Here is a 24,390-nt window from a genome sequence, read left to right as displayed (position 1 = left end):
CGTTTGATCGAGTACGGGCATTGTGGAAAAACGCCGTATTGAAATCCAATGCCGTTTCCTTATCCGGTTATGTCTTTCTTGCATAACGTTCGGAAAGCCGCAAGTTCGTGTCGCCGCGACGCAGGTTCGAGCTCGAGTTTTATGCCGCGTTTCAGGCGGCGCTCCGCCTGAGCTCCTCCGACACCACGTCCCACAACTGACGCACGAGGATCTGGCGCGCGTCGTCGCTTTTCGCGGCGAGCTTGTCGCGGTACAGGCGAATCTCCATGCTGAGCGTCAACTGCCCTTCGGGCGTGCCGCGCATCGCGCGATCGAGGCGGATCAGCCGGCCTTCGGCCACCGCATCTTCGACCGCGCTATGCGGCAGAAACGCGATGCCGTGACCAGCGAGCGCCATCGCCTTGAGCCCCTCGGCCATGTCGGTTTCGTAGAGCCGGTCGAGATACAGGCGCTCCGGCGCGTTTGCAAGAATCACCTCGGTCATGCGCCCGAGGTATGCGTTCGGCGTGTACGACAGATACGGCGCGGGCGCGTCGGCCGAGCCCGGCAGCGTGTGACGCGGACGGCCCGCGCGGGCGGGCGCCGAGAACGGGCTGATCGGCTCGTGGCCGAGCGTCAGCATGTCGTAGCGCGCCGGATCGAGCGCGACCGGGTGGCTCGGATGGTGATAGCCCATCATCAGATCGCAGCCGCCTTCCACCAAGGACAGCGCCGCGTCGTGCACGTTCAGCGCGCGCAGCCGCGTGTGGATCGGGCCCATCTGCGCTTCGATGCGCTGCAGCCAGCGCGGAAAGTAAGTCAGCGACAGCGTGTGCGGGACCGCGAATTCGATCGTCGCCTGCGGCGTCGCCGTATGGCCGCGCAACAGCGCGCGCGCCTCATGGAATTGCGACAGCATCGCGAGCGCCTGCTCGTTGAACACCTGCCCGGCCGCCGTGAGCCGCGTTGGATAAACAGAACGGTCGATCAGTTCCGTGCCGAGCCACGCTTCGAGCGCCTGGATGCGGCGCGAGAAAGCCGGCTGCGTGACGTGGCGCAGTTCGGCCGAGCGGCTGAAACTACGCGTTTCCGCGAGCGAAATGAAGTCTTCGAGCCATTTCAGTTCCATGCGAGTGCGTTTGCCGGCGAGAGGGAAGAAGTCTGCATTCTAGCGGCGCGAGGTGCGGCCGACGCATCCGGACGGGCGCATCGCATCACAGTGGTAAAATCCACGGTTCCCTCCGTTCCCGATCCGCTCGCTGAGCGCTCAGTGCCTTAACCCGCGCCTCAACCTGCGCCTCAACCCGGTCCTCATCATGTCCGACACCCGCCCCGACACCCTGTTCGCGCTGAACGCGCTCTCCCCGCTCGACGGCCGCTATGCCGCCAAAACCGAAGCCCTGCGCGACTGGCTCTCGGAAGCCGCTTTCATGCGCAATCGCGTGACGGTCGAAATCCACTGGCTGATCGCGCTGTCGCGCGCCGGCTTCGCCGAAGTGCCGCGCTTCTCCGACGCATCCGAGCAGTTCCTGCTGCAACTGGCTGAGCGCTTCACCGCGCACGACGCCGCGCGCATCAAGGAAATCGAGCGCGTGACGAACCACGACGTGAAGGCCGTCGAATACTGGCTGAAGGAGTCGGTGAAGGGTCAGGAAGAACTGGAACGCGCGAGCGAGTTCATCCACTTCGCGTGCACGTCCGAAGACATCAACAACACGTCGCACGGTCTGATGCTCGCCGGCGCGCGCGAACACGTGATCCTGCCGGCGCTGCGCTCGGTGCATCAACGCCTCGTCGCGCTCGCGCATGCGCAAGCCGCCCAGCCGATGCTGTCGCGCACGCACGGCCAGCCGGCCAGCCCGACCACGCTCGGCAAAGAAATCGCCAACGTCGCCGCGCGTCTCGCGCGCGCGATCGAGCGCATCGCGAAGGTCGAACTGCTCGGCAAGATGAACGGCGCGGTCGGCAACTTCAACGCGCACCTGTCCGCGTATCCGGAGTTCGACTGGGAAGCGTTCTCGAAAGACGTCGTCGAGAACCGTCTGAAGCTCACGTTCAATCCGTACACGATCCAGATCGAACCGCACGACTACATGGCCGAGCTGTTCGACGCGATCTCGCGCGCGAACACGATCCTGCTGGATCTCGATCGCGACGTGTGGGGCTACATCTCGGTCGGCTACTTCAAACAGCGCACGAAGGCCGGCGAAATCGGCTCATCGACGATGCCGCACAAGGTCAACCCGATCGACTTCGAAAACTCCGAAGGCAACCTCGGCCTCGCGAACGCGACGCTGCGTCACCTCGCCGACAAGCTGCCGGTATCGCGCTGGCAGCGCGACCTGACCGACTCGACGGTGCTGCGCAACATCGGCGTCGCGTTCGGCTACTCGCTGCTCGCGTACGACTCGCTGATCCGCGGCCTCGACAAGCTCGAAGTGAACGCGCAGCGTCTGAACGAAGACCTCGACAACTGCTGGGAAGTGCTGGCCGAGCCAGTGCAAACCGTGATGCGCCGTTACGGCATCGAGAACCCGTACGAGCAGCTGAAGGAGCTCACGCGCGGCAAGGGCATCACGCGCGAGGCGCTGCAGAGCTTCATCGGCGGCCTGGCGATTCCGCAGGACGCGAAGGACCGTCTGCTCGAAATGACGCCCGGCTCGTACATTGGCAAGGCCGTCGAACTGGCGAAGCGGATCGGCTGATCGGCTGGCCCAGCTTCGGCGCATAAAAAAGCCGCTCCGAGGAGCGGCTTTTTTTCGTCCCGCGCTCGAAGCCGGAACGCGGGGGAATCAAAGACTCAGCGCGCTTCGACCTGCCTGAGCGCCTCGTCGACGATCTGTTCCGGCGTCAGATCGATGCTGACCGTGATCGCTTCATCGTCACCCGGCTCCTCGAGCGTATCGAGCTGGCTTTGCAGCAGCGACGGATCGAAGAAGTGCCCGGTGCGATGCCCGAGACGCTCCGCGAGCACCTCGCGCGAACCCTTCAGGTAGACGAAGCACACGTCCTTGTCGCCGGCGCGCAGAATGTCGCGATACGAGCGCTTCAGCGACGAACACGTGAACACCGCCGTCTCGCCCGCCTTCTGCTTTTCCTCGATCGCCGCGCGGATCGTCTTCAGCCACGGCCAGCGGTCTTCGTCGGTGAGCGGAATGCCGTGGTGCATCTTCTCCTTGTTCGCCGCGCTATGGAACGCGTCGCCGTCGGTGAACGTGCAATGCAGACGCGCGGCCAGCATTTCGCCAATCAGAGACTTACCCGCGCCCGACACGCCCATTGCGATCAGAATCATTTGAAACTCCTTACAGGACCGCCGCGAGTGCGAAGGTCAGGGCCAGCCCCATCACCGAAATGATGGTTTCTAGGAGCGACCACGTCTTGAAGGTCTGCACCACCGTCATGCCGAAATATTCCTTGATCAGCCAAAAGCCGCCGTCGTTCACGTGCGAGAAGATCAGCGAGCCCGAGCCGGTTGCGAGCACCATCAGTTCCGGTTTCACCTGCACCGCACCGGCCGCCGCGATCGGCGCGACGATGCCGCAGGCGGTCGTCATCGCAACGGTGGCCGAACCGGTCGCGAGCCGGATCATCGCCGCGACGATCCAGCCGAACAGCAGCGGCGACAGATGCACCGCGGTCGCGACGTTGGTGATTTCCTTCGAAATGCCGCTATCCATCAGCACGCGGCCAAAACCACCGCCTGCGCCGACGATCAGTGTAATACCCGCGATCGGCGCCAGACACTCGCCGCAGAACTTCTGGATCTGCTCGCGGTTAAAGCCGCGGCTCGCGCCGAAGGTCCAGAAGCTGACCAGCACGGCCGTCAGCAGCGCGACGTCGGTGTTGCCGAAGAAGCGCAGCAGATCGTTCGGCAGCGTCTTCGGTTCGAACACCAGGTCGGCCCAGCTGCCGACCAGCATCAGAACCACCGGCAACAGGATCGTGGCCAGCGTGATGCCGAAGCCTGGCAGTTCGCGCTTCGGTGCGTTGGTTGCCACGCCGTTGCCGTTATTCGCGTCGTGACTGAGAAACTGCGCGGCAAGCGGATTTTCCTTCGGCAACTGGATATGGCGGCTCACCAGCAGCGCGAACAGCGGACCGGCGACGATCGCGCAGGGGATGCCGACGATCAGACCATAGGCGATCGTCTTGCCGATATCCGCGTGATAAGCCTGCACGGCGAGCAGCGCGGCCGGGTGCGGCGGGATCAGCCCGTGCACCACGGACAGACCCGCGACCATCGGCAGGCCGACCAGTAGCAGCGATTTGTTGGTGCGCTTGGCGACGTTGAATGCGATCGGAATCAGCAGCACGAAACCGACTTCGAAGAACACCGGCAAGCCGACGATGATCGCGACGACCATCATCGCCCAGTGAATGTGTTTCTCACCGAACCAGTTGATCAGCGTGGTCGCGACGCGCTCGGCGCCGCCCGATTCGGCCATCATCTTGCCGAGCATCGTGCCGAGACCGACGACGATGGCTATGTGCCCGAGCGTGTTGCCGTTACCCGTTTCGAACGATTTGACGATGGTCTGCATCGGCATGCCGGCCACGAGGCCCAGCAGCAACGACACGATGATCAGAACGAGAAACGGATAGACCTTCAGGCGCGTGATCATGAAGATCAGCAACGCGATCGCGATTAACGCGTAGACCAGCAACATGCTTCCGTGGGCAGATTCCATGAAGCCCCTCCTTTGGTTTATTGGTTTCAGAGTGCGGATGCGGCCGGCACTTCGTCTCACGGCAACCTGCGCGATGCCTGAAAACCCGGCTGGCCGCGCGGACGCTGAATTTTACTGTTTGTTTCAAAAACGCGCGCAAATCCAGCACGCATATCAAGCAAAAAAAGAGTCTCGGCGCGACAGCCTGATGCGGCTGTATCGACGAGACTCCTGTGCCCGGTTTAGCTAACCGATGCGCTGTCGTTTTGCGGGCTTAGTGCGCGGGCGCCGCCAACTGGCTCGCGGCGCGCGCGAGGCGCGTCACCTCATCCCAGTTCTGCGCGGCGAGTGCGGCCTTCGGCGTGAGCCACGAACCGCCGACGCAGACCACGTTCGGCAGCGACAGAAAGTGCGGTGCGCTTTCCGGCGTGATGCCGCCAGTCGGGCAGAACTTCAGCGCCGGGAACGGACCGTGGAACGCCTGCAGCATGGGCACGCCGCCGGCCTGCTGCGCGGGGAAGAACTTGACGATCTCGTAGCCGAGCTCGAGCGCGAGGATGATGTCCGACGGCGTCATCACGCCGGGCAGCAACGGCAGACCCACATCCTGCGCGGCCTGGTGCATGTCCTTGGTCAGACCCGGCGACACGCCGAACTGCGCGCCGGCCGTCTTCGCTTGCGCGCAATGCTCGGGCTTCGTGATCGTGCCGACACCGACCACGATGTCGTCGGCGAGCTCGCACGCACGCTCGATCGCGCCGAGGCCCGCCGGCGTGCGCAGCGTGATTTCGAGCACCTTCACGCCGCCCGCGTGCAACGCGCGCGACACGTGTTCGCCCTGTTCGACCGTGTCGAACGCGAGCACCGGAATCACCGGGCCGAGGCGCACGATATCGCTTACTGTTTTCGACGTCATAGTCAGACTCCTTGTTTCTGCAGCGCCGCACCGGCTTGCGCGGTGCTCGTGTGATGGTCGCTGGGTTGATGGGCGTGCTTGTCGCCATGCTTGTGGTGGCTGCCGTGACCGTGCTGGCCGTCAAGCGCGCCGCCCTCGCCGATCAGCTTGCCGAACACCGACGCGCCCTGCTCCGCCGGCGCCGCCGCCGCACGGAACACGCCGAACAGCTCGCGGCCGAAGCCGGCTTCGTTGTCTGCCTGATGAAGCGGCTCGGCGTTCGGACGCGCGGCCCATTCGGCTGCGTCGATCTCGATGTCGAGCACGCCCGCTTCCGCGTCGATGACCAGCGTGTCGCCCGTGCGGACCTTGCCGAGCGGGCCTTGCAGCAACGCTTCCGGCGACACATGAATGACCGCCGGCACTTTGCCCGACGCGCCCGACATACGGCCGTCGGTCACTAGCGCGACATGGAAACCCTGATCCTGCAACACACCGAGCAGCGGCGTCAAACGATGCAATTCGGGCATGCCGTTTGCACGGGCGCCCTGGAAGCGCACCACCGCGATGAAGTCGCGCTTGAGCTCGCCCTTGTCGAACGCTTCCTGCACCGCTTCCTGCGAATCGAACACGATTGCCGGCGCCTTCACCTTGCGATGCTGCGCCGCGACCGCCGAGATCTTGATCACGCCGCGGCCGAGCTTGCCCTGCATAAGACGCAGGCCGCCGTCAGGCTGGAACGGCTCCTGGATGCCGCGCAGCACCGCGGTATCCGCGCTCGCCTCGACGCCCGCGACCCATTGCAGCTTGCCGTCGAGCAGCTTGGGCTCCTCGGTGTAGCGCTTCAGGCCCTTGCCCGCGACCGTGTTCACATCTTCATGCAGCAGCCCCCCTTCGAGCAGATTGCGCATGAGGAACGCAACGCCGCCCGCCGCGTGGAAGTGGTTCACGTCGGCCTTGCCGTTCGGATAGATCTTCGCGAGCAGCGGCACCGCCTGCGACAGCGTGTCGAAGTCGTCCCAGTCGATCACGATGCCGGCCGCACGCGCGATCGCGACGAGGTGCAGCGTGTGATTGGTCGAGCCGCCGGTTGCCAGCAGCGCGACGATGCCGTTGACGATCGCCTTCTCGTCGATCACATGGCCGATCGGCATGTAGTGGCCGCGCTCGACCGTCAGATCGAGCACGCGGCGCGCGGCCTGCGCGGTCAGCGCGTCGCGCAGCGGCGTGTGCGGATGCACGAAGGCCGAGCCCGGCAGATGCAGGCCCATCACTTCCATCAGCATCTGGTTGCTGTTCGCGGTGCCGTAGAACGTGCAGGTGCCGTGGCTGTGATACGCGGCCGCTTCCGCTTCGAGCAGCGCGTCGCGGCCGCACTGGCCGGTCGCGAACTGCTGGCGCGTCTTGGCTTTGTCGTCGTTGGACAGGCCGCTCGTCATCGGACCGGCCGGCACGAAGATGGTCGGCAAATGGCCGAATTGCAGCGCGCCGATCAGCAGGCCCGGCACGATCTTGTCGCAGATGCCGAGGCATAGCGCCGCGTCGAACATGTTGTGGGTGAGCGCGACGGCCGTGCTCATCGCGATCACTTCGCGCGAGAACAGCGACAGCTCCATGCCCGCGTTGCCCTGCGTGATGCCGTCGCACATCGCCGGCACGCCGCCCGCGAATTGCGCGACGCCGCCGTTTTCGCGCGCTGCCTGTTTGATGATGTCCGGGTAGTTTTTGTACGGCGCGTGCGCCGACAACATCTCGTTGTAGGACGACACGATGCCGATGTTCGGCTCGCGGATCTGCTTGATCACGAGCTTGTCGTTGCCTTCGAGACCGGCGAAACCGTGGGCGAGGTTCGCGCACGACAACGCGCCGCGTGCCGGGAAGCGCCCCTGCGCATGCTGGATGCGGGCCAAATACGCTTCACGCGTGGGCTTGCTGCGCTCGATCACGCGTTGCGTGACCTTCAACAATTGCGAATGCGGGGAAACCATCGGAGCTCCTTCGTCGCTGGCGGCAGGCGCACGCATGACACCAGGCGGTATCGCGGGGTTGTGATATCGAACCACGCCATATTAGTAGAAAAACTACACGATCGCAATTAAGAACGCTGTTGCGGTGCCGCATCGAACGACTCGCCAAGTCGCCCTATCGGCGGCGCCTTAGCGCTTTACAGCCGAAACCCAGGGAATACACTTACTCACCAATATGTAGTTTTTGTACCTAGTTTTGTGCGCCAACGACCAATCGGATATAGTCCACACGTTCTTCAGCATAGTGCGAGTTTTCCGATGATGCTGTCCCAAGTGGAACAGATGCGTGATCAGCTGCGCCCGTCCGAGCGCAAGCTGGCCGATTATGTGATCGAGGCGCCGCGCGAGGTGCTCGATCTGTCGATGACCGAGGTCGCCGCGCGCGCGGGCGTGAGTCAGCCGACGATCGCGCGCTTCTGTCACGCGCTCGGTTTTTCCGGCTTTCGCGAATTCAAGATCCGGCTCGCGCAGGGCATCGCGAGCGAAGTGCCTGCCGTCTATCGCGACGTGCGGCCCGACGAGCCGACACCGGGCGTCGCCGCGAAGGTGCTCGACCGGACCATCGGTGCGCTGATTCAGGTGCGCAACAATCTGTCTTCGGATAGCGTCGCGGCGGCGATCGACATGCTCGCGCAGGCGAAGCGCATCGAGTTCTATGGCGCGGGCGGCTCCGGCATCGCCGCGCTCGACGTGCAGCACAAGTTTTTCCGGCTCGGCATGCCGAGCGTCGCGTATTCGGACCCGCATACGTTTCTGATGTCAGCCGCGCTGCTCGGGCCGGGTGACGTGGTCGTCGCGATTTCCAACACGGGCCGCACGCGCGACATCATCGATGCCGCGAGGGCCGCGCTGAACGCGGGCGCGAAGGTGATCGCGATCACGCACGGCAACTCGCCGCTCGCGCGGCTCGCGACCGTGGGACTCTTCGCGAACGTCGACGAAGACACCGACATCTTTTCGCCGATGACCTCGCGCGTGTCGCATCTGGCGATCGGCGACATTCTGGCGGTCGGTGTCGCGCTGAGCCGCGGGCCCGAACTGGTGGAAAAGCTCGCGCAGACGAAGGAAGTGATACACCGGCGGCGGGTGGACTCGCAGGGGTAATCCGCTCCGATAAGAAACGCAAAAGGGCGGTGTGCCATTCGACCGGCACACCGCCCTTTGTCTTTTCCAGCGCCCTGCTTAACGCCGTCAGCCGCTCAGAACGGCTTGATCACCACCAGCGCGACCGCCGCAAGCATACCGAGCACCGGCAGCTCGTTGAACATCCGATACCACTTGTCCGAGCGGCGATTCTGGCCGCGTTCGAACGTGCGGAGCAGCACGCCGCAATACGCGTGATAGATGACGAGCAGCACGACCACGCCGACCTTCGCGTGAATCCAGCCCTGCCCGCTGCCGATGCCGATCACGAGCCACAACCACAAGCCGCACGCGATCGCGGGCACCGCGATAAAGCTCATGAAGCGGAACAGCTTGCGCGCCATCAGCAGAAGACGCGCGGTCGCGGCGGGTTCCGTTTCCATCGCCAGATTGACGAAGATGCGCGGCAGATAGAACAGGCCGGCAAACCAGGAGGCAATCAACACGATGTGAAACGTCTTTACCCAAAGCATCGGCGGGGGTCCTTGTGGTCCTTGTTGTTGTGTTCGTTGTGGCGGTGCTTCGATTCGTGCTTATTGACGACCTTCGCCGTGCCCGAGCACGACGTACTTCAGCGACGTCAGCCCGTCCAGTCCGACCGGGCCGCGCGCGTGCAGCTTGTCGTTCGAGATGCCGATCTCGGCGCCGAGACCGAACTCGAAGCCGTCCGCGAAACGCGTCGACGCGTTGACCATCACGCTCGCCGAATCCACTTCGCGCAGAAAGCGCATCGCGCGGTCGTGGTCTTCGGTAACGATCGCGTCGGTGTGCTGCGAGCTGTAGGTATTGATGTGATCGATCGCCGCGTCGATGCCGTCGACCACCTTGATCGCGAGCACCGGCGCCAGATATTCGGTGCGCCAGTCTTCCTCGGTCGCGTCGACGAGCGGGCCGACGCCCGCATCGGCCAGCACAGCGCGCGCCGCCGCGTCGACGCGCAGCTCGACGTCCTTGCCGCGATACAGCTTGCCCAGCGGCGGCAGCACTTCGGCTGCGATGCCGCGCGCGACCAGCAGCGTTTCCATCGTGTTGCAGGTGCCGTAGCGGTGCGTCTTCGCGTTGTCGCAGACGTTGAGCGCCTTCGCCAGGTCCGCGCGATCGTCGACATAGACGTGGCAGATGCCGTCGAGGTGCTTGATCATCGGCACGCGCGCTTCGTTCATCAGACGCTCGATCAGGCTCTTGCCGCCGCGCGGCACGATCACGTCGACGTATTCGGTCATCGTAATCAGCTTGCCGACCGCCGCGCGGTCCGACGTCGCGACCACCTGCACCGCGTCTTGCGGCAAGCCGGCCGCTTCGAGCCCCTCGCCGATCAGCCTGGCGAGCGCGGTATTGCATTCGAGCGCTTCGGAGCCGCCGCGCAAAATGGTCGCGTTGCCGGACTTCAGGCACAGCGCGGCCGCGTCGATCGTCACGTTCGGGCGCGATTCGTAGATGATGCCGATCACCCCGAGCGGCACACGCATCTGGCCGACCTGGATGCCGCTCGGCCGATACTTCAGATTGCTGATTTCACCGATCGGATCGGCCAGCGCCGCGACCTGGCGCAGGCCTTCGACCATCGTCTTCAGCGCCTTGTCGGACAGCGTCAGACGGTCGATGAACGCAGCGTCGTGGCCCTTGCCGCGGGCGCGCTCGAGGTCGCGGGCGTTGGCGGCCTTCAGCAGATCGGCATCGCGCTCGATCGCCTCGGCAACGGCCGCAAGCGCCGCATTCTTCGCGGCGGTCGACGCCCGCGCCATCGCGCGCGAAGCCTGGCGAGCGCGTTGGCCGAGGTCGGTCATGTACTGGTCGATATCCATGGTCATTCTCGTGATGCCCCGCACGTTGACGTGCGGTGGTCGGGCAAGATTAGCGAAAGATCAAACGATTGTAAGTCGGGTGCCTGGGCTTTGCTCGCGAGGGGCAGCGGGTGCGCTGTGCGGTCGCGGGTTTGCCGTTGCGTTGTGTTGAGCCCGTGGCATGGGAAACACGGTGCTCTGCATGTGACGCGATTGACGGTTGCTGTGCGATTGCAATCGCCGCCGAAGCTCGCCCGCGCCCAGTTGCTCAGCCTGGCCGCCGCGCTGGCGCCGCAGTCGGCGCCCGAGGTCGCGGCGGCGTCACTGGCGGCACCGCCGACGGTTTTGGCGCGGCCACCGTCATCGCGAGTTCGAACAGGCCGTCCCACGGATCGGGCGGCGGATCGTTGCGATGATTGCCCGGCGTGCCGCCCGACAAGCCCTTGACCTGCCGATCGAGCCTCGCCGCCAGCGCGAGCGCCTTCTCGAGCGCCGCTTCGCTGACACGCGACAGCGCCGGCCCGATCAGCCGTTCGCGCGGACCCCACACGCGGTTCTCGCGCGTGAGCACCGCGAGAGGCTTGCCGGCTGCGACGCCGCGCTTGATCCGCAACAGCGTACGCACTTCCTCGACGACGGCCCACAGCACGAGCACCGCCGCCTCTCCTTCACCGCGCAGGCCGTCGAGCATGCGCGCGAGACGGCCGACGTCGCCCGCGAGCATCGCCTCGTTGAGCTTGAAGACGTCGTAGCGCGCGACGTTGAGCACCGCGTCCTGCACCTGATCGAAGCTCAGCGAGCCGCTCGGATACAGCAGCCCGAGCTTCTGGATTTCCTGATGCGCGGCGAGCAGATTGCCCTCGACGCGCTCGGCGATGAAAGCGAGCGCGCGCCGCCCTTCTTCGCCGGCTGCGACGCGCTGGCCTTGAGCCGCGAGCCGCTGCCCGACCCAGTTCGGCAGTTGCGCGCGCTCGACCGGATCGATCTTCAGCGCGACACCCGCATCGGCGAGCGCGGTGAACCATGCTGACTTCTGCGTGGCCGCATCGAGACGGGGCAGCGTGATCATGGTCAGCACGTCGTCGTTGACGGTGGATGCTAGCGCCTTCAGCGCATCCGCGCCTTCCTTGCCCGGCTTGCCCGACGGAATGCGCAACTCGACCAGTTGACGGTCGCCGAACAGCGACATCGACTGGCTCGCGCCGAGCAGCGAGCTCCAGTCGAAATAGCGCTCGGCCGTGAACACCGAGCGGTCAGTGAAGCCTGCCGCGCGCGCGGCCGCCCGGATGCGGTCGCACGCTTCCTGCGCGAGCAGATGCTCGTCGCCGTACACGACGTACAGTCCGGCGAGGCCGCGGGCGAGATGCGCTTCGAGCGCGTCAGGTCGCAGTTGCATGGCTGGCGGTTGACGGGATGGATGAGATTCGACGCATCGCTAACGGCGCGATGCTCACAGCGGCGGCGGCGGCAGCGGCGCGCGCGGCGCGATGGCCGGCACGGCCTCGGCCGGCGTCGGATGCAGCGAGCGCACCACGCCGAGACGGCGGATCAGCTGATCGACCGCGTCGTTCTCCATGTCGGCGAACAGGATGTCGGACTCGGCGGCCTTCGCTTGCGAGAACTGGTCGCTATAGGTCATCGCGCGGTTCAGCGCGATCACGCTGCCCGGAATCAGCACGGTGCCGTCCTTGCCGGTCAGCGTGTAGGTCATCTGCAGATTCAGCTGATACTCGGCGACGACGCCCAGCGAATTCAGCGTCAGCGTGCTGAGGTTGCGGTTCTGCGTGATTTGCAGGATCGCGTCGGCATTGGCGACCGAGTTGACCACCACGGTGTCGCTGCCGCCCTGCACGATGCGGGTGAAGCGCGCCATGGCCGCGGGCGAGCCGCCCGACACATAGAGGCGCTTGAACGCGAAGTCCTGCTGGCCGCGCAGCTTGAAGCCGCAGGCCGACAACATCATTACGCTGCAAGCGAGCGTCAAAAACGATCTGCGAGTCACATTCGCTCCCGGTTCGCAGTGGATTCGCGGTGCCGAGGAACGCCACCGTGCGGGCGGCGCCCCATCTGCCGGATGAGGGCCCGGAACGTCAAACGACCACGTTCACGAGACGGCCCGGCACCACGATGATCTTCTTCGGCGCCTTGCCTTCGCTGAACTTCGCGACCATTTCGTGCGCGGTCGCTTGCTGCTCGATCGCGTCGCGCGATGCATCCTTCGCGACCGTGATCGCGCCGCGCACCTTGCCGTTCACCTGCAGCACGAGTTCGATCTCGGCCTGTTCGAGCGCCTTCTCGTCGACCTTCGGCCACGGTGCGTCGAGCAGCGGGCCGAATTCGTCGGCGTAGCCGAGCTCCTGCCACAGCTGGAACGTCAGGTGCGGCACGACCGGGTACAGCACGCGCAGCATCACGCCGTAGGTCTCACGCAGCACGGCCGTCTGCGCGCCCTTCGCGCCGTCGAGCGCGTTGAGCATCTTCATCGCGGCCGATACCACCGTGTTGTACTGCAGACGCTGATAGTCGAAATCGGCCTGCTTCAGCACGCTGTAGATCTCACGACGCAGCACCTTGTCGGCATCGTTAAGTTGCGTGGTGTCCAACTGGCCACCCGTGCGCAGCGCGGCTTCGTTCGTGTAGCCGAAGTTCCAAACGCGGCGCAGGAAGCGGCTCGCGCCTTCGACGCCCGAACCCGACCACTCGAGTTGCTGCTCGGGCGGAGCCGCGAACATCACGAACAGGCGCGCGGTGTCCGCGCCGTGCTGATCGATCAGCATCTGCGGGTCGACGCCGTTGTTCTTCGACTTCGACATCTTCTCGACACCGCCGAGCACGACCGGCTGGCCGTCCGCGTTCAGCACCGCGCCGACCGGGCGGCCCTTGTCGTCGAACGACACGGTCACGTCCGCCGGGTTGTACCAGGTCTTCTTGCCCGCGTCGTTTTCGCGGTAATAGGTTTCGTTGAGTACCATGCCCTGCGTGAGCAGGTTCTTCGCCGGTTCGCCGAATTTCACAAGACCGAGGTCGCGCATCACCTTCGCCCAGAAACGCGAGTACAGCAGGTGCAGGATCGCGTGCTCGATACCGCCGATGTACTGATCCATCGGCGCCCAGTAGTCGGTGCGCTCATCGACCATCGTCTTCGCATCCGGCGACGCGTAGCGGTAGAAGTACCACGACGAGTCGACGAAGGTGTCCATCGTGTCGGTTTCGCGCTTCGCCGCGCCGCCGCAGCTCGGGCACGTGCAATTCAGGAACGCTTCGGACTTCGCGAGCGGATTGCCCGTGCCGTCCGGCACGAGGTCTTCCGGCAGCACGACCGGCAGGTCTTTTTCCGGCACCGGCACGTCGCCGCACTTTGGGCAGTGGATGATCGGAATCGGCGTGCCCCAGTAACGCTGGCGCGACACGCCCCAGTCACGCAGACGCCACGTGATCTGCTTGTCGCCGAGGCCGAGCTCCTTCAGATCGGCGGCGATGCGGTCCACCGCTTCGTCGTACGCGAGGCCGTCGTACTTGCCGCTGTTCACCAGCGTGCCGGTCTTCTCGCCGTACCATTCCTGCCACGCTTCGGTCGAGAACTCCTTGCCTTCGACCGCCACTACCTGTTTGACCGGCAGACCGTACTTCTTCACGAACGCGAAGTCGCGCTCGTCGTGCGCCGGCACGCCCATCACCGCGCCTTCGCCATAGGTCATCAGCACGTAGTTGCCGATCCACACCTCGACCTGCTCGTGCGTCAGCGGATGCGTGACGTAGAAGCCGGTAGCCATGCCCTTCTTTTCCATCGTCGCGACGTCGGCTTCGGCGACGCCGCCGCGCTTGCATTCGTCGATGAACGCCTGCAGTTCGGGCTTGTCTTGCGCAAGGCGCGTGGCGAGCGGATGCTCGGCGGCGATCGCGCAGAACGTCACGCCCATGATCGTGTCGGCGCGCGTCGTGAACACGCGCAGCAGCTTCTGCTCACCGTCGATTTCGTACGGGAAGCCGAAGTTCACGCCGAAGCTCTTGCCGATCCAGTTCTGCTGCATGATCTTCACGCGCTCGGGCCAGCCGAGGCCGTCGAGATCGTTCAGCAGCTCATCCGCGTACTGCGTGATGCGCATGTAGTACATCGGGATTTCGCGCTTTTCGACGAGCGCGCCCGAGCGCCAGCCGCGCCCGTCGATCACCTGCTCGTTCGCGAGCACGGTCTGGTCGACCGGGTCCCAGTTCACGGTGCCGGTTTTCTTGTACGCGATGCCCTTTTCCAGCATCTTCAGGAACAGCCACTGGTTCCATTTGTAGTAGTCGGGGCTGCAGGTCGCGACTTCGCGCGACCAGTCGATCGCGAGACCCATCGACTGCATCTGCTTCTTCATGTAAGCGATGTTGTCGTAGGTCCACTGCGCGGGGGGCACGTTGTTGGCCATCGCGGCGTTTTCCGCCGGCATGCCGAACGCGTCCCAACCCATCGGCATCAGCACGTTGTAGCCGTTCATCCGCAGATAGCGGTACATCACATCGTTGATCGTGTAATTGCGCACGTGCCCCATGTGCAGCTTGCCCGACGGATACGGCAGCATCGAGACGCAGTAGAACTTGGGCTTGTCGGTGGTTTCCGTCGTCTTGTAGGCGTCGATGGCGCGCCATTGCCCTTGCGCGGCGGCTTCGACGTCGGAGGGAACGTATTTTTCGTGCATGGTGTGATGGGATCGCTAGGTTCGGTGCTTTCGCACCGGCCCGGTGCTCTGCAGAATGTCGTTGCGTCGTTTCCCCTTTGACGGGGAAAGGGCTGATTATACCGTTCGCGGACGGGTGCGCCGCTACGCGCGGCATGGTGCGGGGCGGGGTACGCCGGATTCGTCGACGCGGTGCGCGCCCGGCGGCGCCCGGTGATGCTCAGTGCTGCGCGGCGGGCGGCGGCGGGTCCGTCACGAAGCCGATCCGCTCGAGCCCCGCTTGCTGCGCGGCGCCCATCACCTGCGCGATCACTTCGTAGCGCGTCGAGCGCTCCGCGCGCAGCTGGATGTCCGGCTGGTCCGCCTGCTTGCCGGCCTCGGCGAACTGCATGCGCATCTGCGCGAGCGTGATCGGCTTGCCGTTCCAGTAGAGCTTGCCGGCGCCGTCGATCGACAGCGAGATGGTCTGCGGGGTCTGGCGCGCGGGCGCCGCCGCGACCTTCGGCAGATCGAGCCGGATCGCGTGCGAGAACAGCGGCGCGGTAATGATGAAAATCACCAGCAGCACCAGCATCACGTCGATCAGCGGCGTCATGTTGATCTCGGCCATCGGCGCGGCCGTCTGCTTCTTCTCGAGTCCGCCGAATGCCATGTCGCCTCCTTGCGTCTGAGTTTGGTCCTGCGATGGGCGGTGTGTCGTGTGGGGTAGGTCGCGATTTATCGGGCCCGCCGCACGCCAGGCGTCAGCGGTGTGCCTCGTGCGCCGCCTGCTGCGCGCGCGGCGGCGTCGCCGCGTGCTCGGGCGAGCACACGTACGCGTGCAAATCGTGCGCGAATCCGTCCAGGTCCTCGGTCAATTGCCGCACGAGGCGGCCCAGCACGTTGTAGCCGAGCACCGCCGGAATCGCGACCACGAGACCGAAAGCGGTCATGATCAGCGCCTCGCCGACCGGTCCCGCGACGTTCTCGATCTGCGCCTGCCCGCTCGCCGCGATGCTGCCGAGCGCGTGATAGATGCCCCACACGGTGCCGAGCAGACCGACGAACGGCGCGGTGCTACCGACCGACGCCAGCAGCACCTGACCGAACTCGAGCCGCCGCTGCGACGCGTTGAGCGCCTGGCGCAGCGCGCGCAGCACCCGTTCGCTGCGCTCGACGCGCGCGAGCAGCGCACAGGGAATGTCGACCTCGGCCGCATGGAGCGCCGCTTCGGCGAGCGGCGCGAACACGCGCTCGCGGTCGGTGCGGCGCAGGATGGCGACGCCTTCGGCGAGCGTCGGCGCCTGCCAGAAGCGCGCGATCGCCCGCGAGGACTGGCGTTTCGCGCGCGTCAGAATCCAGCTCTTGACGATCAGAAAACACCAGCTCGCAATCGACATGGCCAGCAGTACGTAGGCGACCGCAAGCGTGATCGCGTCGCTCGTTTGCAGGTAATGAATGATGCCGCTGCTGGCTGCCATCTGACCTCGCCTTCGGAAAGTGACTTCGGGAGGGCGCGCTCGGGATGCGCTGCCCCGCCTATGCGCAACGAACTTCGCTCAACGCAGGCCGAGCACGTCCTGCATATCGAAGAAGCCGTTGTCGTGGCCTTCGAGGAAGCGTACAGCACGAAGCGCGCCTTGTGCATACGACAGGCGGCTCGCCGATTTGTGCGTGATCTCGATGCGCTCGCCGATGCCCGCGAACAGCACCGTATGATCGCCGACGATATCGCCGCCGCGAATCGCCGAGAAGCCGATCGTCGACGGATCGCGCTCGCCGGTCACGCCTTCGCGGCCGTAGACCGCGCAGTCGTCGAGATTGCGGCCGAGCGCGCCCGCGATCACTTCGCCCATCGTCAGAGCGGTGCCGGACGGCGCATCGACCTTGTGACGATGATGCGCCTCGATGATCTCGATGTCGTAGCCGGTCGAGAAGTGCCGCGCCGCGTATTCGAGCAGCTTCAGCGTGACGTTCACACCGACGCTCATGTTCGACGCGAACACGATCCCGATCTTTTCCGCCGCCGCGCGCAGTTGCGCTTTTTGCGCGTTGTCGAAGCCGGTCGTGCCGATCACCATTTTCACGCCGTGGCGCTGCGCGGCTTCGAGATGCGCGAGCGTCGCGTCCGGGCGCGTGAAGTCGATCAGGTGGTCGGATTCGGCAAAGACGCGCTCGATATCGTCGGACAGCAGCACGCCGGTCTGTTTGCCGAGAAACGCGCCGGCGTCCTGGCCAAGCTGCGCCGCGCCCGTGCGGCACAGCGCGCCGGAGAGCGTCGCGTCGGCATCGTTGAGGACGGTTTCGATCAGCATGCGGCCCATACGGCCCGATGCGCCTGCAATGGCAATTTTCATGACGATGAGGATTCGGAAAGAGTCAACCGGGATGGAGCCCGGCGAATGCACCGACCAGTGTGCCGGGGAATGCGCCCGGTCGATATAGGGACAAGCGGCGACAGGCGGCACGATCTTGCGGCGAGGTCGGTCGGCTCGCTGCTGAAGCCAACGCGCGCGGCCAACCGGGACGGCTCGCTCAGGTGACTGACTGATACGGCCCGCTGCGGCGCCCCACTGCCGCGGCGCACTGCGGCACCAGGTTCATGCGGCCCAAGCGGCGCATTTCCGGCCTCGCCTGACGCCGGACAAACACACACCTGGCGGGCGCTGCACATGTGGCGCGCAGCCCGCCTCACAACACCGACAAGCGGATCAGTTGCTCGTTCCGGACGTCGACGGCGAACCGTTCGGCGTCGAGCTGTCGCCGCTTTGCGAGCCCGTCGGGCCGACCGGGTTGCTCTCGTTTTCCGGCGCCGGCGGCGGCGGACGTTTGAACTGGAACTGCGGCTGGCCGCCGGCCGTCGGGCCTTGCGTCGGGATCCCGCCGGCGCCAGCTCTCGGCACGGCCGAACGGACGGACGGCGTGCGGCTCGGCGTCGACACCGCGCTGGTCGCGCGATTGGCCGCCTGGGCGGCTTCCGCGTTGGCGTCCATGGACGGCGTGGCGGCCTGCTGGGCGCCTTCGACCGACGGCGAGCGCGTCGTATCCACCGTGGCCGGCGCCGCGGCGGCAGCGGCCGCGCTTGCGGCGGCTGCATCGCTGGCGGCCACGGCCGCGCTCGCAGCGGCCGGCGGCGTCGCGGTCGAGCGACGGCCACCGCGGTCGCCGTCGATTTCGGCCAGCAATTCGAGATTGGTCGGCAGATCCTCGCCACCCGTCCAGTGGGTCACGGTGTCGCCCGAGAAGAACACGACGAAGTCGCGTTGCTGAACGATCGAGGTGTTGCCGCGCTTGAAATAGAACGTGTAATCCCAGCGATCCGCGTGGAACATGTCGGTCAACAGCGGTGTGCCGAGCACTTGACGCACCTGTGCGCGCGTCATGCCGACCTTCATCTGGCCGGCCATTTCCTGCGACACGAAGTTACCTTGCACGACCGTAATCCGATACGGCGTAATGCTTTGGGCAACGCGCTGGGTCAGGCTGTCGTACGTGGAACATCCGGCAAGAACCGCGACAGTCGCGACAGCGATCAAGGTACCCCGCATGCGGCTCCCCCGGTAAATCAATTGAGATTTAGAAATCATTTCACTCACCGTGCGGGCCCGCTTGCGGGCCGCGCTCATTCCATCGAAAATGACCAGAACGGCAAAACACATTACTATGAGAGCCCAGCATTGTACTCTAGGGATCCCTTGTCATGACCAATCCAACCGATCTCAAGAATATCGGGCTCAAGGCGACCCTTCCGCGCCTCAAAATTCTTGAGATTTTCCAACACAGCCCGGTACGTCATTTAACCGCCGAAGACGTGTACCGCAACCTCCTGCACGAGGAACTCGATATCGGTCTCGCCACCGTGTATCGCGTGCTGACGCAATTCGAGCAGGCCGGCCTGCTCTCGCGCAGCAATTTCGAATCGGGCAAGGCGGTGTTCGAACTGAACGAGGGGACGCACCACGATCACCTCGTGTGCCTCGATTGCGGGCTCGTGGAAGAGTTTTTCGACCCCGAAATCGAAAGTCGTCAGCAGTCCATCGCCAAGGCACGCGGCTTCAAGCTGCAGGAGCACGCGCTCGCACTGTATGGGGCGTGCACGAAGGAAAATTGCCCGCATCGTAAGCACTGATGCGTGGCGGGCCGCGTGCGAGTACGCGGCCTGGCAAGTCAGAAGAAAGACCCGGCCGATGAGAATCGGTCGGGTCTTTTTTGTTCAGCGGCGGCAAATACGGCTATCCGGCTAGTTCCACGCTCGGCTCGAAGGCGAGCCGCCACGGCTCGGCCAACTGCAATTCGTCGCAATTCGGCGCGTCGCCGCCACGATCGACGACGATGAACTCGCTGACCTGATCCAACGCGAGCAGCGGATGGTGCCAAACCCCTTTCGCGTAATTGACGCCCTGCCACGCGTCGGTCCAGAACGCGCGCATCCGCGTGGCGTCGAACTCGCCGGCCGGCGCGACCACCACCAGATAGCGGCCCGCGCGTAAGGGAATGAAAGCCTGGCTGCCGAGCGGATGCCGCTCCATCATCGTGATCTCGACGGGCAGCGCGCGCGGCTGCGCGCGAAACAGATTGACGAGCGGCCGGCCGCCCTGCTCCGCCACGTCGACGCGCGCGAGGTCGTGATAGCGCTCGGTCGTACCGCCATTGATCGGAAAGTGACGCGCGCCGTCGAGTTCGATCACATCGCCGAACAGCGCGAAGGCCGCGCGCGTCAGGCGTTCCATCTGCAGGATCTTCATGCGTGCCGCTCCCTGATGTTGCGTGCGTTAAGCGATCTCGCCCCACAGACGCAGGCGTGACACGCCGCCGTCCGGGAAGATGTTGAAGCGCACGTGCGTGACCGGCCCGAGCGCGGCGAGGTCGTCCGTGAACGTGTGCACGTGATCCATTTGCAGTCTCTGTTCGCCGAGCAGCACCGGCCAGAACATCGCCTGCGTGACGAGGGAATCGTCGGTGCCGCCCGTCACCGATGCCGCCTGCAGCGAGCAGCGGTCCGGGAAGTTGCCCTTGAAGTGCGCCGTGTCCACTTCGATCCTGCGAATCACGCCTGGCCGTGCGAGCGCGACGATCGCCCAGTCGTTGCCCGGCTCGCGACGGCGCCGGGTTTCCCAGCCGTCGCCCATGTTCACGCCACGGCCCGGCATCAGCATCTGCGAGGCCGGCCCGAAATGCTGGTTGTTCGCGGCGACGAGGTACGCGCCGTTCTCGATCGCGGCGAGATCGAGCAGCGTGCCGCGCTCGACGCGGCTCCAGTCCCGCTGCGGCTGCCCGTACACGCGCAGTCGCGCGAGCCCGCCGTCCGGGTATAGATTCACGCGCAGATGGGTGACCGGGCGCGCGTCTTTCACTTCGACGTAGTGATGCTGGTTGCCCTGTAGCGTCGTCGCCGGCACGAGCGGCTGCCAGTCGGCGTGCTCTGGCGGCACGTCAGCGTCGCTGTGGCAGGCATCGATCGACGCCGCCGGCGGGAAATTGCCGGTGAAGTGGCTCGTGTCGAGATCGACGCCATGCACGACGCCCGGCCGCGCGAGACGGATCACGCAATGGTCGTGGCCGTTCGTGCGCTTGCGGCGCGTCTCCCAGCCGTCCATCCACTTGCCGTGGTCGTCGTATTTGCCGGGGATGAACACCGCCGGCTGCGGCTCGAGCATGCGCTCTTTCGGTGCGAAGAATTCGTCGCTGGCGAACAGCGCCTTCGCGCCGAGGCGCGGATCGGCGAGGTTCATATAGCGGCGCGTGAAGGCGGGAGCGTTCGGGTCGAGGATCGGGTTGGCCATGATGTCGGTCAGTGTCGAAGAGGTCAGAAACGGCCGGCGGCGCCACGGGGCCGCCGGTTTGCGAAAAAACTGTCTAGGTACGGTTCCGGTCGGTCTGGTCAGACCAGGGCGGGCGCGCCGCCGTCAGAGTGCCGCCGCGTGTTCGCCAGCGCCCGGCTCGGCGAGTGTGTCGTCGACGGCCGGCACGTAGCGCAGTGCCGCGTCGCGATTCAGCACGCGGTGTGCGCGCGCCTTGTCGATATCGTTTTCCCATACGGCGACCACCACCGTCGCGACGCAGTTGCCGATCAGATTGGTCAGCGCACGGGCGATGCCGACGAACCAGTCGACCGGCAGAATCAGCACGAGACCGAGCACCGGAATCGCGGGAATCGCGGACAGCGTCGCCGCGAGAATCACGATCGCCGAGCCCGGAATGCCGTGCGCGCCCTTCGACGTCACCAGCGACACCAGCACGACGACGATCAGGTCGTGGACGGACAGCGGGGTATTGGTCGCCTGCGCGATGAACAGCACCGCGAGCGTCAGATAGATCGAGAAGCCGTCGAGGTTGAACGAGTAGCCGGTCGGAATCACGAGACCGACCGTCGAATCCTTGACGCCCATCCATTCGAGCTTGCGCATGATCTGCGGCAGCACGGCGTCGGACGACGCGGTGCCGAGCACGATCGACAGTTCTTCGCGCAGATAGCGGATCAGCTTGAAGATGCTGAAGCCGGCGAGCCGCATCACCGCGCCGAGCACGAGCACGACGAACACCACGCAGCTCGCGTAGAACACCAGCACGAGCATGCCGAGCTGCTTGAGCGACTCGACGCCGTAGGTGCCGGTCGTGAACGCGATCGCGCCGAGCACGCCGAGCGGCGCGAGCTTGATGATGAAGCCCATCACGCGGAAGAACACCTGCGACAGTTCATCGATCAACCCGCTCACGCGTTGCGCGCGCTTGCCGAGCAGCGACAGCGCCGAGCCGAACAGCACCGAGAACACGAGGATCTGCAGGATGTCGCCGGTCGCGAACGCGTTGATCGCCGTGTCGGGGATGATTTTCAGCAGGAAGCCCGCGGTGTCCTTCAGGCTCTTCGCGTGCTCGGTATAGGTCGTGAGCGACGCCGCATCGAGCGAACTCAGGTTCACGTTCATGCCGGCGCCCGGACGCGTCACGTAAGCGAGCACCGCGCCGATCACGAGCGCGATCGTCGTCATCGCCTCGAAGTAGATCACCGACTTCAAGCCGACGCGGCCGACCTTGCGTAAATCGCCCGCGTGCGCCATGCCGCTCACCACCACGCAGAACACGATCGGTCCGATCACCATCTTGATCAGCTTCAGAAAGCCGTCGCCGAGCGGCCGCAAGGACTGCGCGAAATGCGGAAACACGGCACCGAGCACGATGCCGACCACGAGCGCTATCACGACCCGGCCAAATAGCGAATTGAAGAATTTCAACACGGCTTCCTCCTGCGGATGGTTGTCTCGGTCACTTCTGTTCAGACTGGTCCGACCAGTACTGTTATGGCGAATGGTAGGAAGCCGATATAGTCCCGTCAAGGACTGATCGAGCAGTGTTTACCCGTTATTTTTTCGGCGATTTCGGGTCGGATTCAGGATGCGCGACGCCGTGCGGCGCGCCGTTTCCGACCGCGTATTAGAATTGCGGTCAGACCACGCCACCAAGTGAGCTTTTATGAAAAACGTCCCGCACACCGTCACTGACGCGGCCATCGCGACCATCCGCGAGCGCATCGAAGCGGGCGTCTATCCGGTGGGCAGCCTGCTGCCGGCGCAGCGCCAGCTATCCGATGAACTGTCGATCAGCCGAGCGTCATTGCGCGAAGCGCTCTCCACGCTCGAAGCGCTCGGCCTGCTGGTGATCCGCCCCGGCAAGGGCGTGTACGTGGAAAGCGCGCAGGCGAAAACCGCTCAGGCGTGGCGTTTCGCCGAGCAGTCGTCGCTGCCCGACACGTATCAGATGCGCTACGCGCTCGAAGGCTTCGTTGCGCGCATGGCGGTGCTCGCGGTCACCAACGACGACCTCGCGTGGCTCGAGGAAAACGTCACCGCGATGCAAAGCGCGCTCGCCTGCGAGGAACTCGACGAAGCGGCGCGGCTCGACTACGCGTTCCATATGCGCATCGTCAGTATCGCGGGCAATGCGGCGATCGAGTCGATCCTGCGCAGCAGCGCCGAGATCATGAAGGAAAGCCAGCGCATGCCGTTCTACCGGCGCGAGCGGGTGCTGTCCACCTACACCGAGCATCGCGCGATACTCGACGCGCTGAAGGCCCGCGATTCGCTCGCGGCCGGCAAGGCGATCGAGACGCACATCGCGAACGCCGCGCAGCGCGCGGGCGTCTATTTCCCGACGCCGTAGCCGCCGCGCCGATACCGCAGACGACAAAAAGCCGCTCCGAGAAGCGGCTTTCTCATGCAGCGTGAAACCGGCAGCTTACTTCGCGTTCGCGAGCGCCACAGCCGTGTCCAGCATGCGGTTCGAGAAGCCCCACTCATTGTCGTACCAGCTCGACACCTTCACGAGACGGCCCGACACCTTGGTCAGCGTCGAGTCGAACGTCGACGAAGCCGGGTTGTGGTTGTAGTCGATCGACACGAGCGGTGCGTCGTTGTAACCGAGAACGCCCTTCAGCGAGCCTTCCGATGCTTCCTTCATGATCGCGTTGACTTCCTCGACCGTCGTGTCGCGCGCGGCGATGAACGACAGGTCGACGACCGAAACGTTGATCGTCGGGACGCGGATTGCATAGCCGTCCAGCTTGCCGTTCAGTTCCGGCAGCACGAGGCCGACCGCCGATGCAGCACCGGTCTTGGTCGGGATCTGGCTATGCGTAGCCGAACGCGCGCGGCGCAGGTCTTCATGGTACACGTCGGTCAGAACCTGGTCGTTCGTGTACGCGTGGATCGTCGTCATCAGGCCATTCACGAGACCGATCTTGTCGTTCAGCGGCTTGACCAGCGGCGCGAGGCAGTTGGTCGTGCACGATGCGTTCGAGATGACCGTGTCCGATGCCTTCAGCACGTTGTGGTTCACGCCGTAGACGACGGTCGCGTCGACGTCCTTGCCGCCCGGCGCCGAGATGATGACCTTCTTCGCTCCGCCCTTGATGTGCGCGCTGGCCTTTTCCTTGGTCGTGAAAAAGCCCGTGCACTCCATCACGACGTCGACGCCCAGCTCGCCCCACGGCAGTTCGGCCGGGTTGCGGTTCGCCAGCACGCGGATCTTGTCGCCGTTCACGACGAGGTAGTCGCCGTCCACCGACACCTGGCCCGGGAACTTGCCGTGCGCGGTGTCGTACTGCGTCAGGTGGGCGTTGGTCTTCGCATCGCCCAGATCGTTGATGGCGACGATTTCGATATCGTGCTTCTTGCCGTTTTCATAGAAGGCGCGCAGGGTATTGCGGCCGATCCGGCCGTAGCCGTTGATTGCGACGCGAATCGTCATGATTTATCT

General features: G+C 65.0%; 22 protein-coding genes. 4 read left to right on the top strand and 18 right to left on the bottom strand.

Going from position 1 to position 24,390, the window contains the following annotated elements; all coding sequences use genetic code 11:
* Positions 1–151: 151 nt before the first annotated feature.
* The gene (locus tag VSR82_RS27090) at positions 152–1,108 is read right to left on the bottom strand and encodes a LysR family transcriptional regulator (RefSeq protein WP_368584030.1); all 957 of its coding nucleotides are present in this window, start codon (positions 1,106–1,108) and stop codon (positions 152–154) included.
* A gap of 187 nt (positions 1,109–1,295) precedes the next feature.
* On the opposite strand from VSR82_RS27090, the gene purB reads away from it, so the two are divergent.
* The gene (gene purB, locus VSR82_RS27085) at positions 1,296–2,684 is read left to right on the top strand and encodes an adenylosuccinate lyase (protein WP_368584031.1); all 1,389 of its coding nucleotides are present in this window, start codon (positions 1,296–1,298) and stop codon (positions 2,682–2,684) included.
* A 95-nt stretch (positions 2,685–2,779) separates the two neighbouring features.
* On the opposite strand, the gene VSR82_RS27080 is transcribed toward purB, so the two are convergent.
* From VSR82_RS27080 to edd, 4 genes are all read right to left on the bottom strand, one after another.
* A complete protein-coding gene (locus VSR82_RS27080; RefSeq protein ID WP_368584032.1) occupies positions 2,780–3,274 on the bottom strand; it encodes a gluconokinase in 495 nt (164 codons plus the stop codon).
* A 10-nt stretch (positions 3,275–3,284) separates the two neighbouring features.
* A complete protein-coding gene (locus tag VSR82_RS27075) occupies positions 3,285–4,670 on the bottom strand; it encodes a GntP family permease (protein WP_368584033.1) in 1,386 nt (461 codons plus the stop codon).
* Positions 4,671–4,923: 253 nt separating this feature from the next.
* Positions 4,924–5,565 (bottom strand): bifunctional 4-hydroxy-2-oxoglutarate aldolase/2-dehydro-3-deoxy-phosphogluconate aldolase, encoded by a 642-nt coding sequence (gene eda, locus VSR82_RS27070; RefSeq protein WP_429457921.1) that lies wholly within the window; start codon positions 5,563–5,565, stop codon positions 4,924–4,926.
* Between the two features lie 2 nt (positions 5,566–5,567).
* On the bottom strand, positions 5,568–7,532 hold the full coding sequence (gene edd / locus VSR82_RS27065; RefSeq protein ID WP_498858240.1) for a phosphogluconate dehydratase: 1,965 nt from the start codon (positions 7,530–7,532) through the stop codon (positions 5,568–5,570).
* A gap of 297 nt (positions 7,533–7,829) precedes the next feature.
* Between edd and VSR82_RS27060 the strand changes: the two genes are divergently transcribed.
* Positions 7,830–8,675 carry a MurR/RpiR family transcriptional regulator gene (locus tag VSR82_RS27060; protein ID WP_410848609.1) on the top strand — a complete coding sequence of 282 codons (846 nt, stop codon included), beginning with the start codon at positions 7,830–7,832 and terminating at the stop codon, positions 8,673–8,675.
* A gap of 95 nt (positions 8,676–8,770) precedes the next feature.
* Here the strand turns inward: VSR82_RS27060 and VSR82_RS27055 are convergent, their stop codons facing one another.
* From VSR82_RS27055 to VSR82_RS27015, 9 genes are all read right to left on the bottom strand, one after another.
* Positions 8,771–9,187 (bottom strand): CopD family protein, encoded by a 417-nt coding sequence (locus VSR82_RS27055; RefSeq protein WP_368584037.1) that lies wholly within the window; start codon positions 9,185–9,187, stop codon positions 8,771–8,773.
* A 60-nt stretch (positions 9,188–9,247) separates the two neighbouring features.
* Entirely contained in the window at positions 9,248–10,519 is a 1,272-nt protein-coding gene (locus VSR82_RS27050; RefSeq protein ID WP_429457916.1) for a glutamate-5-semialdehyde dehydrogenase, read from the bottom strand.
* Positions 10,520–10,766: 247 nt separating this feature from the next.
* Positions 10,767–11,894 carry a DNA polymerase III subunit delta gene (gene holA / locus VSR82_RS27045; protein ID WP_429457914.1) on the bottom strand — a complete coding sequence of 376 codons (1,128 nt, stop codon included), beginning with the start codon at positions 11,892–11,894 and terminating at the stop codon, positions 10,767–10,769.
* 54 nt (positions 11,895–11,948) lie between these two features.
* Entirely contained in the window at positions 11,949–12,500 is a 552-nt protein-coding gene (locus VSR82_RS27040; protein ID WP_429457912.1) for an LPS-assembly lipoprotein LptE, read from the bottom strand.
* An 88-nt stretch (positions 12,501–12,588) separates the two neighbouring features.
* Positions 12,589–15,180: a leucine--tRNA ligase gene (leuS, locus tag VSR82_RS27035; RefSeq protein WP_429457910.1), complete on the bottom strand. Its 2,592-nt coding sequence runs from the start codon at positions 15,178–15,180 to the stop codon at positions 12,589–12,591.
* A gap of 199 nt (positions 15,181–15,379) precedes the next feature.
* Positions 15,380–15,811, bottom strand: coding sequence for an ExbD/TolR family protein (locus VSR82_RS27030; protein ID WP_368584042.1), 432 nt, complete (start codon positions 15,809–15,811; stop codon positions 15,380–15,382).
* 91 nt (positions 15,812–15,902) lie between these two features.
* Positions 15,903–16,619 carry a MotA/TolQ/ExbB proton channel family protein gene (locus VSR82_RS27025; protein ID WP_429457908.1) on the bottom strand — a complete coding sequence of 239 codons (717 nt, stop codon included), beginning with the start codon at positions 16,617–16,619 and terminating at the stop codon, positions 15,903–15,905.
* A 78-nt stretch (positions 16,620–16,697) separates the two neighbouring features.
* Positions 16,698–17,495: a 4-hydroxy-tetrahydrodipicolinate reductase gene (gene dapB, locus VSR82_RS27020; protein WP_498858239.1), complete on the bottom strand. Its 798-nt coding sequence runs from the start codon at positions 17,493–17,495 to the stop codon at positions 16,698–16,700.
* 354 nt (positions 17,496–17,849) lie between these two features.
* Positions 17,850–18,686, bottom strand: coding sequence for an outer membrane protein assembly factor BamE (locus VSR82_RS27015; RefSeq protein WP_410842478.1), 837 nt, complete (start codon positions 18,684–18,686; stop codon positions 17,850–17,852).
* Positions 18,687–18,838: 152 nt separating this feature from the next.
* Here VSR82_RS27015 and fur point away from each other — a divergent pair, with 152 nt between their 5' ends.
* Positions 18,839–19,267, top strand: coding sequence for a ferric iron uptake transcriptional regulator (gene fur / locus VSR82_RS27010; protein WP_027198845.1), 429 nt, complete (start codon positions 18,839–18,841; stop codon positions 19,265–19,267).
* 103 nt (positions 19,268–19,370) lie between these two features.
* Here fur and VSR82_RS27005 read toward each other — a convergent pair whose 3' ends face one another.
* The 3 genes from VSR82_RS27005 to VSR82_RS26995 form a co-directional block, all read right to left on the bottom strand.
* Entirely contained in the window at positions 19,371–19,883 is a 513-nt protein-coding gene (locus tag VSR82_RS27005) for an ureidoglycolate lyase (protein ID WP_368584046.1), read from the bottom strand.
* A 27-nt stretch (positions 19,884–19,910) separates the two neighbouring features.
* Positions 19,911–20,921: an allantoicase gene (alc, locus tag VSR82_RS27000; protein WP_429457903.1), complete on the bottom strand. Its 1,011-nt coding sequence runs from the start codon at positions 20,919–20,921 to the stop codon at positions 19,911–19,913.
* A gap of 123 nt (positions 20,922–21,044) precedes the next feature.
* Entirely contained in the window at positions 21,045–22,373 is a 1,329-nt protein-coding gene (locus VSR82_RS26995) for a C4-dicarboxylate transporter DctA (RefSeq protein WP_410848617.1), read from the bottom strand.
* Positions 22,374–22,608: 235 nt separating this feature from the next.
* Between VSR82_RS26995 and VSR82_RS26990 the strand changes: the two genes are divergently transcribed.
* Positions 22,609–23,295: a FadR/GntR family transcriptional regulator gene (locus VSR82_RS26990; RefSeq protein ID WP_176380908.1), complete on the top strand. Its 687-nt coding sequence runs from the start codon at positions 22,609–22,611 to the stop codon at positions 23,293–23,295.
* Positions 23,296–23,370: 75 nt separating this feature from the next.
* On the opposite strand, the gene gap is transcribed toward VSR82_RS26990, so the two are convergent.
* Positions 23,371–24,381 carry a type I glyceraldehyde-3-phosphate dehydrogenase gene (gene gap, locus VSR82_RS26985; protein WP_013090539.1) on the bottom strand — a complete coding sequence of 337 codons (1,011 nt, stop codon included), beginning with the start codon at positions 24,379–24,381 and terminating at the stop codon, positions 23,371–23,373.
* Positions 24,382–24,390 lie beyond the last annotated feature (9 nt).

The organism is Burkholderia sp. JPY481 (genome assembly GCF_038900515.1).
GTDB lineage: Bacteria > Pseudomonadota > Gammaproteobacteria > Burkholderiales > Burkholderiaceae > Paraburkholderia > Paraburkholderia youngii.
Note: the sequence above shows the minus strand (reverse complement) of the source record. Positions and strands in the feature narration are given on the sequence as shown.